This is a genomic window from Oceanicola sp. 502str15 (assembly GCF_024105635.1).
Classification (GTDB): Bacteria; Pseudomonadota; Alphaproteobacteria; order Rhodobacterales; family Rhodobacteraceae; genus Vannielia.
In genome coordinates, this window is the sequence record NZ_WYDQ01000001.1 from 3316910 (window position 1) to 3331162 (window position 14253).

15 protein-coding genes are annotated in these 14253 nt (G+C 66.3%); 9 read left to right on the forward strand and 6 right to left on the reverse strand.

Features of this window, described 5'->3' with window-relative positions; genetic code table 11:
• Nucleotides 1-17 precede the first annotated feature (17 nt).
• Genes GTH22_RS16315 through dxs form a run of 5 tightly spaced genes read left to right on the forward strand, consistent with a single transcriptional unit; the run spans nt 18 to nt 4810 of the window.
• Nucleotides 18-788, forward strand: coding sequence for a DUF4198 domain-containing protein (locus GTH22_RS16315; protein ID WP_252946573.1), 771 nt, complete (start codon nt 18-20; stop codon nt 786-788).
• A gap of 36 nt (nt 789-824) precedes the next feature.
• Entirely contained in the window at nt 825-1769 is a 945-nt protein-coding gene (locus GTH22_RS16320; RefSeq protein WP_252946574.1) for a histone deacetylase family protein, read from the forward strand.
• Entirely contained in the window at nt 1766-2008 is a 243-nt protein-coding gene (locus tag GTH22_RS16325) for an exodeoxyribonuclease VII small subunit (RefSeq protein WP_252946575.1), read from the forward strand. Before GTH22_RS16320 ends, GTH22_RS16325 begins: the two co-directional genes overlap by 4 nt.
• Before the next feature lie 42 nt (nt 2009-2050).
• Entirely contained in the window at nt 2051-2872 is an 822-nt protein-coding gene (locus GTH22_RS16330) for a polyprenyl synthetase family protein (protein ID WP_252947662.1), read from the forward strand.
• 9 nt (nt 2873-2881) lie between these two features.
• Nucleotides 2882-4810 carry a 1-deoxy-D-xylulose-5-phosphate synthase gene (gene dxs / locus GTH22_RS16335; protein ID WP_252946576.1) on the forward strand — a complete coding sequence of 643 codons (1929 nt, stop codon included), beginning with the start codon at nt 2882-2884 and terminating at the stop codon, nt 4808-4810.
• A gap of 12 nt (nt 4811-4822) precedes the next feature.
• Here the strand turns inward: dxs and GTH22_RS16340 are convergent, their stop codons facing one another.
• The 4 genes from GTH22_RS16340 to GTH22_RS16355 form a co-directional block, all read right to left on the reverse strand.
• Nucleotides 4823-5374: an exopolysaccharide biosynthesis protein gene (locus GTH22_RS16340; RefSeq protein ID WP_252946577.1), complete on the reverse strand. Its 552-nt coding sequence runs from the start codon at nt 5372-5374 to the stop codon at nt 4823-4825.
• A 19-nt stretch (nt 5375-5393) separates the two neighbouring features.
• On the reverse strand, nt 5394-6254 hold the full coding sequence (locus GTH22_RS16345) for an NAD-dependent epimerase/dehydratase family protein (protein ID WP_252946578.1): 861 nt from the start codon (nt 6252-6254) through the stop codon (nt 5394-5396).
• The gene (locus tag GTH22_RS16350) at nt 6247-6912 is read right to left on the reverse strand and encodes a class II aldolase/adducin family protein (RefSeq protein WP_252946579.1); all 666 of its coding nucleotides are present in this window, start codon (nt 6910-6912) and stop codon (nt 6247-6249) included. The genes GTH22_RS16345 and GTH22_RS16350 overlap by 8 nt, the downstream gene beginning before the upstream one ends.
• A gap of 66 nt (nt 6913-6978) precedes the next feature.
• Nucleotides 6979-7962 (reverse strand): DNA topoisomerase IB, encoded by a 984-nt coding sequence (locus tag GTH22_RS16355; RefSeq protein WP_252946580.1) that lies wholly within the window; start codon nt 7960-7962, stop codon nt 6979-6981.
• Nucleotides 7963-8038: 76 nt separating this feature from the next.
• On the opposite strand from GTH22_RS16355, the gene GTH22_RS16360 reads away from it, so the two are divergent.
• The 3 genes from GTH22_RS16360 (at nt 8039) to GTH22_RS16370 (ending at nt 11742) form a co-directional block, all read left to right on the forward strand.
• Nucleotides 8039-9841: an adenine deaminase gene (locus GTH22_RS16360; RefSeq protein ID WP_252946581.1), complete on the forward strand. Its 1803-nt coding sequence runs from the start codon at nt 8039-8041 to the stop codon at nt 9839-9841.
• 14 nt (nt 9842-9855) lie between these two features.
• On the forward strand, nt 9856-11322 hold the full coding sequence (locus tag GTH22_RS16365) for an AMP nucleosidase (RefSeq protein WP_371928387.1): 1467 nt from the start codon (nt 9856-9858) through the stop codon (nt 11320-11322).
• 129 nt (nt 11323-11451) lie between these two features.
• Nucleotides 11452-11742: an HU family DNA-binding protein gene (locus GTH22_RS16370; RefSeq protein ID WP_140012407.1), complete on the forward strand. Its 291-nt coding sequence runs from the start codon at nt 11452-11454 to the stop codon at nt 11740-11742.
• A gap of 54 nt (nt 11743-11796) precedes the next feature.
• Here the strand turns inward: GTH22_RS16370 and GTH22_RS16375 are convergent, their stop codons facing one another.
• Nucleotides 11797-12546 (reverse strand): hypothetical protein, encoded by a 750-nt coding sequence (locus GTH22_RS16375; RefSeq protein WP_252946583.1) that lies wholly within the window; start codon nt 12544-12546, stop codon nt 11797-11799.
• 143 nt (nt 12547-12689) lie between these two features.
• Between GTH22_RS16375 and GTH22_RS16380 the strand changes: the two genes are divergently transcribed.
• A complete protein-coding gene (locus tag GTH22_RS16380; protein ID WP_252946585.1) occupies nt 12690-13568 on the forward strand; it encodes a DMT family transporter in 879 nt (292 codons plus the stop codon).
• On the opposite strand, the gene GTH22_RS16385 is transcribed toward GTH22_RS16380, so the two are convergent.
• Entirely contained in the window at nt 13565-14167 is a 603-nt protein-coding gene (locus tag GTH22_RS16385) for a glutathione S-transferase family protein (protein WP_252946586.1), read from the reverse strand. The two genes, GTH22_RS16380 and GTH22_RS16385, sit on opposite strands and share 4 nt — an antisense overlap.
• Nucleotides 14168-14253: the final 86 nt, after the last annotated feature.

Below are 14253 nucleotides of genomic sequence, written 5' to 3' on the forward strand. Positions count from 1 at the left end.
CACTCGCTCTCTGCCTCATGGCCGCGCTTCCCGCGCAGGCGCATGAATTCTGGATTTCACCCGACACCTACCGGGTGCCGTCCGGGGGCACGCTACGGGCGGAGTTCAGGGTAGGGCAAGGCTTCAAGGGCGCCGGATACGTGTTTGTGCCCGGACGGTCGGAAAGATTTGAGCTGGTGACGCCGGAAGGCACCAGTGAGGTGACCCCGCGCGTGGGCGACCGGCCCGCGCTGAACCTGCCCAGCCCGGCGGAGGGGCTGAACGTGGTGGTGCATGAGACGGCGGATCTGGTGGTGAACTACAAGGACATGGACGCCTTCCGCCGGTTCCTCGAACACAAGGATTGGGCCGGGTTAGAGACGGTTCATGCCGAACGCGGGCTGCCGATGGAGACATTCTCCGAGAGCTACCGGCGCTATGCAAAGAGCCTGATGGCCGCCGGGGATGGCGCCGGCACCGACCGGGCGATGGGCCTGGAGATCGAGATCGTGGCGGTGAAGAACCCCTATACCGACGATCTGAGCGAGGGCATGGTGGTGGATGTGATCTACGATGGCGCGGCGCGGGCCGACGCGCAGGTGGAGATCTTCGACAAGCCGCCCGAGGGCGATGTGGTGGTGAGCCATGTGCGCACCGATGCGACCGGGCGGGCGGTGTTTCCGGTGCAGGCGGGGCATGAATACCTCGTGGATTCGGTGGTGATCCGGGCGACGGACAACGATGATGCCGCGGCCGGGCCGGTCTGGCACTCGCTCTGGGCCTCGCTCACCTTCGAGGTGCCGCAGTAGCTTGCGGGCGGGCCAAGGGCGCGGCAGGGTGGGGCCATGACAACAGCTCTTTTTACCCATGACGATTGCCTGAAGCACCTGACTCCGCCGGGCCACCCTGAGCGGGTGGCGCGGCTTGAGGCCATTCTGGAGGTGCTGGAAGGCCCGGATTTTGCCGACCTCGACTGGCATGATTGCCCCCTGGCCGAGCGCGCCGAGCTGCTGCGGGTGCATCCCGAGGCGCATGTGGCGGCGGTGGAGCGGGCGGTGGAGGCGGCGGGCGATGGCTGGGCCTCGATTGATGCCGATACCCACGTGATGGCCGGATCGCTGAACGCCGCGCTGCGCGGGGCGGGCGGCTGCGTGGCGGCGGTGGAGCGGGTGATGCGTGGCACGGCGCAGAACGCCTTCGTGGCCGCACGGCCGCCGGGACACCATGCCGAGACGGCAACGCCGATGGGCTTTTGCCTGTTCGGAAACGTCTCTATTGCAGCGAAAAACGCGCTTGATCTGCATGGGCTTTCGCGCGTGGCGGTGATGGATTTTGACGTGCACCACGGCAATGGCACGCAGGATCTGCTCTGGGATGAGACCCGCTGCCTGTTCATCTCCACCCACCAGTCGCCGCTTTACCCGGGCACCGGGGCGCAGCATGAGACCGGCGCCGACAACAACGTGATGAACGTGCCTCTGCCGCCCGAAACCGGGAGCCAGGGATTTCGGCGGGTGATGGAGAATGAGGTGCTGCCTGCGCTCGATGATTTTGCCCCCGAGCTGCTGCTGATCTCTGCCGGGTTCGACGCGCACCGCGCCGACCCGCTGGCGCAGTTGAACCTCGTGGAAGAGGATTTTGCCTGGGCGACCGAGCGGCTTTGCGACGTTGCGGATGCACACGCGGGGGGCCGGGTGGTCTCGACGCTGGAGGGCGGATATGATCTGGAGGCGCTGGCCGCGAGCACGGCGGCGCATGTGAAGGTTCTGATGAAGCGGGGCGAAAGATGAGCGACAAGCCGGTGGCAGAGATGAGCTTTGAGGAGGCGATCCGCGAGCTTGAGGCGGTGGTGGGCCGGTTGGAAGGCGGCGAGGTGCCGCTTGAGGATTCGATTGCCCTCTACCAGCGCGGCTCGGAGCTGCGGGCCAAGTGCGACGCCCTGCTGAAGGCCGCCGAGGAGAAGGTGGCCGCGATCACCACCGATGCCGACGGCAATGCCACGGGCACCCAGCCGCTGGATGTCGGTTAAGGCGGTTTTACCGTGAAACAGAGACTTTCCGAAGCGCGCGAGATGGCCTGCGCCGCGATTGCTGCGGCTTTGCCCCGGCAGGGTGCCGTGGCCGAGGCCATGGGCTATGCCTGCGAAGGCGGCAAGGGGCTTCGGGCGCTGCTGGTGGTCGAGTCGGCACGGCTACACGGGCTGGAGGCCAAGGCCGGGCCGGTGGCCGGGGCGATCGAGGCGTTGCATGCCTATTCGCTGGTTCACGACGATCTGCCCTGCATGGATGACGACGACCTGCGGCGCGGACGCCCGACGGTTCACCGGAAGTGGGACGAAGCGACGGCAGTGCTGGCGGGCGATGCGTTGCAGAGCCTCGCCTTCGGGCTGGTGGCCGGGGCCGATCTGCCCGCCGAGGCGCGGATTGCGCTGGTACAGAGCCTTTCGGAGGCCGCCGGTGTGGCCGGCATGGTGGGCGGGCAGGCGGCGGATATCGCCGCCGAAACCGCGCAGACGCCGCTGACCCTGCCCGAGATCGAAGCGCTTCAGGCCGGAAAGACCGGCGCGCTCATCACCTGGTCGGCGCTGGCGGGGCCGCGCATGGCAGGGCAGGAAAGTGCCGACCTGCGACACTATGGCGATGCGGTTGGCCGGGCATTTCAAATCTTTGATGACATATTGGATGTAGAGGGAAGCGCCGAAGCCGTCGGGAAAGCCGTTGGCAAGGATGCGGCGCGGGGCAAGGCCACCTTTGTCTCGCTCCTCGGGCTGGAGCCCGCCCGCGAAAGGGCCGAGGCACTTGTGGCCGAGGCAATCGCGGCGCTGGAGCCCTGGGGGCAGGAGGCCGAAACGTTGCGGGAGCTTGCGCGTTTCGTTATTGCCCGGCGCAGTTAGGAGGCCAGAATGAGCCAGAGCCCAGCAACGCCACTGCTTGACCGTGTGAACGAGCCTGCCGCGCTGCGTCAGATGAGCGATGCCGAGCTGCGGCAGGTGGCGGGAGAGCTGCGCGCCGAGACCATCAGCGCCGTGAGCCAGACCGGCGGCCACCTTGGCGCGGGCCTTGGCGTGGTGGAGCTGACGGTGGCGCTGCATTCGGTGTTCGATACGCCGCGCGACCGGCTGATCTGGGACGTGAGCCACCAGTGCTACCCCCACAAGATCCTGACCGGGCGGCGTGACCGGATGACGACCCTGCGCCAGAAGGATGGCCTCAGCGGTTTTACCAAGCGGAGCGAAAGCCCGTTTGACCCGTTCGGGGCCGCCCATAGCTCCACCTCGATCAGCGCCGCGCTGGGTTTTGCCGTGGCCCGCGACCTCGGCGCGCCCGCCGACCCGCCGCTGGGCGATGCGATTGCGGTGATCGGCGATGGCGCGATGAGCGCGGGCATGGCCTATGAGGCGATGAACAACGCCGGGCACCTTGGCAAGCGGCTGTTCGTGATCCTCAATGACAACGAGATGAGCATTGCCCCGCCGACCGGCGCGATGAGTGCCTATCTCAGCCGACTTTACGCCGGTGCGCCGTTTCAGGAGATCAAGGCGGCGGCCAAGGGGGCGGTTTCGCTGCTGCCAGAGCCGTTTCAGGAGGGCGCGCGGCGGGCGCGGGAGCTGCTGAAGAGCGCCACGGTGGGGGGCACGCTGTTTGAGCAGCTTGGCTTTTCTTACATCGGGCCCATCGATGGGCATGACCTTGAACAGCTTTTGCCGGTGTTGCGCACGGTGAAGGCGCGGGCTGACGGGCCGGTGCTGATCCATGTGATCACAAAGAAGGGCAAGGGCTATGCCCCGGCGGAAGAAGCCGCCGACAAGGGGCATGGGGTTTCGAAGTTCGACGTGGTGACGGGCGAGCAGAAGAAGGCCCCGAGCAATGCGCCGAGCTACACCAAGGTTTTTGCCGAGAGCCTGATTGCCGAGGCCGAGGCCGATCCGCGCATCACCGCCGTGACCGCCGCGATGCCCGATGGCACTGGGCTGGACCTTGTGGGCAAGCGCTTTCCGGGCCGGGTGTTTGACGTGGGCATTGCCGAGCAGCACGCAGTGACCTTCGCCGCCGGACAGGCGGCGGGTGGGCTGCGGCCGTTCTGCGCGATCTACTCCACCTTCCTGCAACGCGGCTACGACCAGGTTGTGCATGACGTGGCGATCCAGCGCCTTCCGGTGCGCTTTGCCATCGACCGCGCCGGGTTGGTGGGCGCCGACGGGGCGACGCATGCGGGCGCCTTCGACGTGGCCTTTCTTGCCAATCTGCCCGGATTCGTGGTGATGGCGGCGGCCGATGAGGCCGAGCTGCGCCATATGGTGGCCACCGCCGCAGCGCATGACGAGGGGCCGATTGCCTTTCGCTATCCGCGCGGCGAGGGCATGGGCGTGGACATGCCCGAGCGCGGCACGCCGCTCGAAATCGGCAAGGGCCGGATCATCCAGGAGGGCAAGCGGGTGGCGCTGCTGTCGTTCGGTGCGCGGCTCGCTGAGGTGCTTCAGGCCGCCGAGGCGCTGGCGGCGAAGGGGATCACCCCGACCATCGCGGATGCGCGCTTTGCCAAGCCGCTGGACCGCGCGCTTTGCCTGCGGCTGGCCGAGGAGCATGAGGCTGTGATCACGGTGGAAGAAGGCGCGGTGGGCGGCTTTGGCAGCCATGTTGCGCAGCTCTATGCCGAAGAGGGCGTGTTTGACCGGGGGCTGAAATATCGCTCGATGGTGCTGCCCGATACCTTCATCGACCAGGCCAGCCCGCGCGACATGTGGGCCGTGGCCGGGATGAATGCCCAGGATATCGAGGCGAAGGTTCTGAGCGTGCTGGACGTGGCGCAGATTGGCACGAAACGGGCCTGAACAGAGCCTGTTTCAGCTCATCAGCCAGTAGATGATCCCGCCTGCGATGGCGAGCCAGAGCCAGGCGAGCAGGGTATAGATCCCGTCGCGGGCGAGGAGGCCGATGGCGAAGAGGCTGATGGCGATGGCCAGCAGCGAGGTGACCATCGGCAGCAGTTCCAGTGCCGGGATCACGAGGCAGATCAGCGAAATCACCAGGGCCGTGACGATGTTGGCCGGGGCCGAGACGAGGGCGCTTAACCGGCGGCGGGAGTGTTTGTCGATCCAGCCGCAGGGGCGGCGCATCCAGTCGACCGCGCCGGAGAGGCGCTCGCCCGAAACGCTGCGGCGGGTGAGCCAGCCCGGCAGCCAGAGGTGCTTGCGGCCGAAGAGCTTTTGCACCGTGACCAGCAGCATCAGGATGGCGCCGACCGTTGGCAGGCCGGGAACACCCGAGATGGGCGTGACGAGGATGAGCGCGGGCACGAGAATGAGGGGGGCGAAGGCGCGAGTGCCGATCTCTTCCAGCAGATTCCCGAGCGAGACGGTGTTGCGCTCTGCGAGGCTGTCGAGCGCCGAGAGCACATCGGAGAGGGAGCGGATGCTAGGGTTCGAGGTGGCGGAGCGCGTCGAGCCCCTCCCGGTAGGTCGGGTAGAGGAGCTTGACGCCCAGGTCTCGTTTGATCCGGTCATTCCTCACCCGCTTGCTCTCTGCATAGAAACTGCGGGCCATGGGGGTTAGTTCCGCCTGCTCGAAAGGGATCGCGGGCGGAACCGGCAGGCCGAGCAGGGTGGCGGCGTGTTCGATCACGTCTTGCGGGGGGGCCGGGTCATCATCGCAGAGGTTGTAGATCGCGCCGGCCGACGGGGCCTGCATGGAGGCGAGGAGCACCTGTGCGATGTCTTCGACGTGGATGCGCGAGAACACCTGCCCCGGCTTGATGATCCGCCGCGCGGTGCCGGCGCGGACCTTGGCAAAGGGGCCGCGGCCCGGGCCGTAGATGCCGGCGAGGCGGAAGATGTGCAGCGGCAGGCCGTGGGCGGCGGCGAGAGATTGCCAGGCGGCCTCGGCCTCGGCCCGCAGCGCGCCGCGCCGGGTGGAGGGGGCGAGGGGGGTATCTTCATCGACCCAGCCGCCGTCATGGTCGCCGTAGACGCCGGTGGTGGAGAGATAACCGAGCCATTGGGGGCGGGTTTGGGCGAGGATAGAGCCTGTTTCTGCGAGAAAGGGGTCGCCCTCGGCGGTTGGACCCGCGTTGAGCAGCACGTGGGAGGCGCGGGCGGCGAGGGGGGCGAGATCGGTGCCGGGCCAGAGATGCATCTCGGTGCCCGGCGCGTCGAGCTTGTCGGCGCTGCGGGTGGTGCCGATCACGGTCCAGCCGAGCGGCAGGAGACGCGCGGCGAGGGCACGGGCGGAGTAGCCGTGGCCGAGGGAGAGCAGGGTCTTTTGGGGTTGGTCAGTCACTGTTCAGGGCTTTGATCGCGGCAAAGAAGGCCTCGTGATCGGGGGCGGGCTGCGCGGCGGCGAGCTCGTCGGGCAGAATGCGGAGCGCGTGGCCGGTGGCAAGCGCGCGGAGGTAGGTTTCGGTCGCCCGCTCGAAGCGATGCAGGAAGGAGAGGGCGGTGGCGAGGCCGGGTGCGAGGGTGAGCACGCCCTGGTTGCCGATCACCGCGGCGCGGGTGCCGGGGGCGGAGAGCAGGGCGGCGAGGCGGGGGCCTTCCTCTTCGGGCGGGCGGCCGCCGAAATCGGGGTCGACCATGTGAGCGTGGTGGAACAGGGCGCTGTCGGGGCAGATCGGCGGCAACATGCTTTCGGACAGGGCCGCGAGCGCCCGGCCATTGGATGGGCGGGCGAAGATGAGGCAGCGGGATTGCGGCAGGTCGGCCAAGGCGGCGGCGAAGGCCGCGCCGAGGCCGGGGGGCGTGCCGGTGCCGATGTCGTTCGGGCCGATGCCGGAGCCGTCGCACCAGAGCAGCGTCTCGTCGGCCGCGCGAAGCAGGGCGATGAAGTCGCCGCCCTCGCCCAGGCCGGCCCGCAAAGCCCAATGGCTCGCCGCCGAAAGATCGGTGCGATCGGGCCAGTTGCTGATGCTTGGCAGGCTGGAAAAGAGACCCTTTTGCATGAAACCACGAATAGACGGGTGGGCTGGCGGGTCAAGGCCCTGCTGCGGCGCAGAGCGGCCTGTTGCCTAGGGTTTCCACCGTGCGATCAGCCGAAGCAGGCGGCGCTCTGGCAGGCGCAGGCCGGCGTGCTCGGGCGCCTCGTCGGGCAGGGCCTCCGGCGCGTCGGCGAGGTCGATGACGGCGGGGTGGATGTAGCTGTTGCGGGCGATGGTGGGGGTGTTGCCGAGGCGCTTGGCGGCAGCTTCGGACATGGCCTTGATCGTCACTGTTTCGGCGGAACTTGCGGCCTCCAGCGCGGCGACGGAGCCGGACCAGGTACGGAAGGTCTTGGCGGTGATGCCGGGCGTGCCGCTCACCTCGGCGAGCCAGGCGTTCACCCGAGAGGAGCTGACGGTGCGGGTTTCGCCGGCGTCATCCACCCATGTCACCAGCTCGGCGCCGGGGAGGTCATCGAGCTTTTGCAGGGTCTGCTGCATCCGCTTGTTGCCGATCTTGCGGCGCACCTTCTTGCCGCCCTTGGAGGTGTAGCCGAGCAGCAGGTCGCCGTCCTTCAGACGGAGGTGGCGGGAGCGCAGGGTGGTGGCGCCGTAGGTGCCGTTTTCGGCGGCGTAGTCACTGTTTCCAACGCGGAGCGAGAGCCGGTCGATCATGGCTATGACGGCGGCGAGGGCGAAGGCCTCCTCCCCGGCATCAAGGTTCAGATCGCGGGCAACGCGGCGTCGGATGCGGGGCAGGACTTCGCCGAAGGCGGGAAGGTCGGCAAACTTGGTGGCGGCGCGAAAGGCTGTCCACTCCGGGTGATAGCGGTATTGCTTGCGCGCACGGGCGTCGAGGCCGGTGGCCTGAAGGTGGCCGTTGGTCTTGGGGCTGATCCAGACTTCCTCGTAGGCGGGCGGAACGGCGAGGGACTTGAGCCGCGCGCGCTCCTTGCGGTCGTCGATGGTGGTGCCATCGGGTGCGAGATAGGTGAAGCCCCGCCCGCAGCGGCGACGGGCGATGCCCGGGCGGCTGTCGGGGTAATAGACGAGGGAGGCGGGGGCGGCGTTCATGGGCTGAAAACGCCGGTGACGCCGGGGCGGTTCCGGCGGGGGTTGCGCCGGGGCGCGGCCCATGGACAATTGGGCCATGACGGCTGATTTCAAAACATGGGCGGAGGCGGCACCGGAACTGGTGGACGTCGCCGCAGGGCGCGCGGCGGCGGATCTGGTGATCCGCGGCGGCAGGTTGGTGAACGTGCAGAGCCGCGAGGTGCTGGACGGCTGGCAAGTTGCGGTAAAACAGGGCCGGTTTGCCTATGTCGGGCCGGATGCCTCGCATTGCATCGGGGATGGCACCGAGGTGGTGGAGGCCGAGGGGCGCTACCTGATCCCCGGGCTGTGCGATGGGCATATGCACATCGAGTCCGGGATGCTGACGCCGGCGGAATTTGCCCGCGCCGTCACCCCGCATGGGACCACGGTGATGTTTACCGACCCGCATGAGATTGCGAATGTGCTGGGGCTGGAAGGCGTGCGGCTGATGCACGATGAGGCTCTGATGCAGCCGGTTTCGATCTTTACCCAGATGCCAAGCTGCGCGCCCTCCGCGCCGGGGCTGGAGACGACGGGCTTTGAGATCAGCCCCGAGGATGTGGCCGAGGCGATGGAATGGCCGGGGATCATCGGGCTGGGGGAGATGATGAACTTTCCCGGTGTGTCTGCGGGCGATCCGAAGATGCTGGCCGAGATTGCCGCCACCCAGCGGGCGGGCAAGACGGTGGGCGGGCATTATGCCTCGCCCGACCTTGGCCCGGCCTTTCATGCCTATGTGGCGGGTGGCCCGGCGGATGACCATGAGGGCACCGGCGAGGCGGACGCCATAATGCGGGTGCGGCAGGGGATGCGCTCGATGATGCGGCTTGGGAGCGCCTGGTATGACGTGGAAAGCCAGATTACCGCGGTGACGGAGAAGGGGCTGGACCCGCGCAACTTCATCCTTTGCACGGATGATTGCCACTCGGGGACGCTGGTGAATGACGGGCATATGAACCGGGTGGTGCGCCATGCGATTGAGTGTGGCTGCGAGCCGTTGATTGCCTTGCAGATGGCAACGGTGAACACGGCGACGCATTTTGGGCTTGAGCGGGAGCTTGGCTCCATCGCGCCGGGGCGGCGGGCGGATGTGATCTTGACCTCCGATCTGAAGACGCTGCCGATCGAAAAGGTTTGGGCCAAGGGCGTGCTGGTGGCGGAAAATGGCAAGGTTAGTATCGATTTTCCGCATCTGGATTGGCCGGACGCTGCGCGGAACACGGTGAACCTGGGCAAGGAGCTTGGCGCGCCCGATTTCGTTATCGAAGCGCCGGAGGGGGCCAATACGGTGCGGGCGCGGGTGATTGGCGTGGTCGAGAACCAGGCGCCGACGAAGGCGCTCACCGAAGACCTGCCGGTGGTGGATGGTGTGGCCGAGGGGGCCGATGGCACCTGCCAGATTGCGCTGGTCGAGCGGCACCGGGGGACCGGGGGCGTGACCAACGGCTTTGTCAAAGGCTTTGGCTACGAGGGGCGCATGGCGATGGCCTCGACCGTGGCCCATGACAGCCACCACATGATCGTTGTCGGCACCGACCGGGAGTTGATGGCCCTGGCCGCCAACCGGCTGGGCGAGGTGGGCGGCGGCGTGACCGTCTGGAAGGACGGCGCGGAGCTGGCGTTGGTGGAGCTGCCGATTGCCGGGCTGATGAGCGACAGCCCTGCGCAGGAGGTTGCCGAGAAGGCGGCGCAGATGGTGCAGGCGATGGAAGCCTGCGGCTGCACGCTCAACAATGCCTACATGCAGCATTCTCTCCTCGCGCTGGTCGTGATACCCGAACTCAGGATTTCGGACCTCGGGCTTGTGGATGTTACCCGGTTCGAGCTGACCGAATTGTTTGAGGAGGGGGCGACGTGAACGCGAGCGAGCAGATCACGCCGATTGTGACACCGGAGGGCCAGAGGGCCGAGCTGTTTGACGAGCCGGGCAAGGCGGTGGCGCGGCTGGTGGAGCTTTACCAGCAGTCGACACGGTTTTTGTCGGAGCATTTCAGCGAGGCGGTGACGGGCGAGGCGCCGACGGTGCGCTACCGGGCGTTTTATCCCGAGATCCGCCTGACCACGACGAGCCATGCGAAGACCGACAGCCGGTTGAGTTTTGGCCATGTGGCGGGGCCGGGCACCTACAGCACCACGGTTACTCGGCCGGACCTGTTTTCGGCCTATCTCAAGCAGCAGATCGGCTTGTTGATCCGCAACCACGGCCAGCCGGTGCTGATTGGCCCCTCTTCCACGCCGATGCCGGTGCATTTTGCCGTGGCCGGGGACTCGCGGGTGGTGGTGCCGCAGGATGGGGCGCTGACCTATCCGTTGCGCGATGTCTTCGACGTGCCCGACCTGTCGACCACGAACGACGCGATTGTCGATGATTTCGGCTATCTGCACGAGGATGGCAGCCACGCGCTGGCGCCGTTCAGCGCCCAGCGGATCGACTATTCGCTCGCGCGGCTCAGCCATTACACCGCGACCGAGGCGGAGCATTTTCAGAACCACGTGCTGTTTACCAACTACCAGTTCTACGTGGAGGAGTTCGAAGCCTACGCGCGGCATGTGCTGGCCGATCCGAAGAGCGGATACACCAGCTTTGTAAGCACCGGGAACGTGGAGATCACCGACCCGGAGGCGCCGCTGCCGACGCCCGAGAAGATGCCGCAGATGCCGACCTATCACCTGAAGGCGGAGAACGGCTCGGGGATCACGCTGGTGAACATCGGGGTCGGCCCGTCGAACGCCAAGACGGCGACCGACCATATTGCGGTGCTCCGGCCCCATGCCTGGCTGATGGTGGGGCATTGCGCCGGACTGCGGAACAGCCAGAGCCTGGGTGATTTTGTGCTGGCCCATGCCTACCTGCGCGAAGATCACGTGCTGGATGACGACCTGCCGGTTTGGGTGCCGATCCCGCCGCTGGCGGAGATTCAGATTGCGCTGGAGAAGGCGGTGGCTGATGTGACCCGGCTCGAGGGGTTTGACCTGAAGCGGATCATGCGAACGGGCACGGTGGCGACCATCGACAACCGCAACTGGGAGCTGCGCGACCAGTCGGGCCCGGTGCAGCGGCTCAGCCAATCTCGCGCGATTGCGCTGGATATGGAGAGTGCGACGATTGCGGCCAACGGCTTTCGGTTTCGCGTCCCTTACGGCACCCTTCTGTGCGTCAGCGACAAGCCGCTGCATGGCGAGCTGAAGCTGCCCGGCATGGCCTCGGAGTTCTATAAATCACAGGTTGCGAACCATCTGTTGATCGGCATAAGGGCCATGGAACACCTGCGCACCATGCCTTTGGAGCGCCTTCACAGCCGAAAATTGCGCAGTTTCGACGAAACCGCCTTCCTGTAGGGTCGAAAACCTCAGAAAACGCCTTGATTTATTGGCTCGAAGCCCACTAAACGTTGTGGGACGCCGCAAGATGGCGTAGATTTGCCTAACATAAGACCCAACATGGGTCACTTACGAGGAGACAAGTACATGGCAACCAAACCGATGACCAAGACCGCTCTGGTCGCCGCGATTGCAGAAGAGCTGGACAGCGACAAGAAGTCCGCCGCTGCTGCGCTGGAAGCGATCACCGCGATCATCACCAAAGAAGTGTCTGCCGGCGGCGCCGTGACCCTTCCCGGTGTTGGCAAGATCTACTGCCGTGAGCGCCCCGAGCGGATGGTGCGTAACCCCGCCACCGGCGACCAGATCAAGAAAGAGGCCGACAAGGTGGTGAAGATGACCATCGCCAAGGCTCTGAAAGACAGCGTCAACGGCTAAGCCCTGACGCAAAAGCTGCCAAGGCTTTCGAGGCCGCCCCTGCCGGGCGGCCTTTTATTTTGGGTTGTTCCAACGAATGAACACCGGCGGTTTGGCGGCCTGGTCCAGAATTTTGAGGCGCCGGTTCTGCCAGTCGTGCGCAAACCCCGGTCCGAAGCCACCTGACCATCGGCGGAGGACACCGAGGTTGTGGAGTACGGTGTTGAAGCGTTCATGCTCGCTGTAAACCGACTCGACCTCTGCAAGGCGCCGGGAAGGCGGCTTTACCTCGGAGTTGCACACCTTGCCGGGGATGGCGATGAAGGTGCCGCTCACCGGTTGGGAGATGGTGAACAGGGGTGATCTGGCTCCGCTGCTGCCGGACCGCCCGTAGACCAGGTAGGGCCGGAAGTTCAGCCAGACGCCGACCACCACGCTGTAGAACTCGTTGTAGAGCTGTTCGAGCTTCTTGGTCGGCACGGCCATGTTGTGGCCACCGAGCGTGCTTGCCTGAACATCCCTGTCGATCTGGCTTGGCTCGAACAGGCCGCTGCGCTTGTAGAGGGCGGCGAGACGGTTCTTTGTGGTTTGGGTATCTATCCTGCCGGTCCCGGGTATCGGAACCCGCAAGCCGGTGTAGGACTCGACGCGGATTCTGGCGGGCAGGCCACTGTCATTTGGCCAGGACGAACAGTCCATGGTGTGCACAAGCCGCATCCGGTAGCCGAGAAGTCTGAGGTTTCGGCGGAAGTAGTAATGAAATTCGGGCGACAGGACGAGGGGATGCGCCTCGAGCTTCGCGGTTCCTATCTTGATATCGACCAATGGCTTTCTCCAAGTGTGAAGAGCAATGCCCGATCATGGCTGCCTGCCGGGCGGGCTGTCCAGAACTGCGGCAGGGGGCAGAGAGGGGCTGGACCCTCCCACGCGGGAGGCGTAGGGCGGTTTGACGGCAAAAAGGGACTGACATGGACATCCGCGCAATCTTCATGGGTCTGACCTTTGCCTTCATCTGGTCGTCGGCCTTTACCTCGGCGCGGATCATCGTGACGGCCGCGCCGCCGCTGGCGGTGTCTTCGGTGCGGTTCTTTCTGGCGGGCTGCATTGCGCTGCTGATCGCGCGGGCGCTCGGGCAGAGCTTTGCGCTCTCACGTGGGCAGTGGCGGGCGACGATCATCTTCGGGATCTGCCAGAATGCGCTTTATCTCGGCCTGAACTTCATCGCGATGCAATGGGTCGAGGCGGGGCTGGCCGCCATCATCGCCTCTTCGATGCCCCTTCTGGTCGGGCTCATCGGCTGGGTGGCGCTGGGCGACCGGCTGCCGCGGATCGGCGTGCTGGGGCTGGTGATGGGCTTTGGCGGCGTGCTGCTGATCATGGGGGCGCGGCTGGAGGCGGGCGTGAGCCTGCCCGGCGTGGCGCTTTGCGTGGTGGCCGCGACGGCGCTGGCGGTGGCCACTCTGGCGCTGCGGGGCGCGAGCGGCGGGGGCGGCAACCTGATGGTGGTGGTGGGCTACCAGATGCTGATCGGGGCGGTCTGCCTCGTGGTGCCTTCGCTGCTGTTCGAGACGTGGGAATACACCCCGAGCACGGCGCTGACGTTGGCCTTCCTTTACACCGTCTTCGTGCCCGGCCTGCTGGCCACGTGGATCTGGTTCAAGCTGGTGGGGCGGATCGGGGCGGTGAAGGCCGCCACCTTCCACTTTTTGAACCCGTTCTTCGGCGTGCTGGTGGCCTGGGTCTTTCTGGATGAGCACATCGGGCCGCTGGATATTGCCGGGGTCGCGGTGATTGCCGTGGGCATCCTGCTGGTGCAGCTCGCCAAGCAGAAGAAGGTGGCGGGCTAGGCCGGATTGTCGCGCGCGGCGATGGCCTGCACGGCGGGCCGGCTGTTGACCCGGTCGAACCAGGCTTCGATCGCAGGCGACTTGGGCAGCCAGTCGCGGTTCCACTGGTAGGGCGAGGCCATGATGAGGTCGGCGGCGGAGAAGCCGCTGGCGAGCAGGTAATCCTGCCCTTCGAGGGTGGATTCGAGCCTTGCGACCATGGCGGGCATGTCGCGGTAGGTGGTGATCCAGATCGGCTTGTCGGCCACCTCGCAGACCATGCCCATGATGAGCGGCTCAACCACGCCCGCGTAATAGGCCAGCCACATCAGGAACGGCCCGCGGTCGGCGTGGCCGGGCGGGATGGCGCTGGGGGCTTCGGGGTAGAGCTCGGAGAGCAGGGCGAGGATGGCGGCGCGCTCGGTGACGAGGGTGCCGTTCACCTCCAGCGCGGGCACCTTGCTTTCGGGATGGGGGTTGGCGGCATCGGGGCCGCCGGAGCCGTCTTGGCGCGGGATAGAGACGATCTTGGTCTCTATTTCAGTGGAAAGCCCCATTTCTTCGATGGCGATGGCCACGGTGGAACTGCGGGAATTTGGGGCGTGGTAGAAGGTGGGCATGAGTCTCTCCTGTTGATGAGGGCATCATAGCAAAGCGCCCCTGACAGGGTGGTGTCAGGAGCGCTGTCAGGGATCGTGTCAGGACG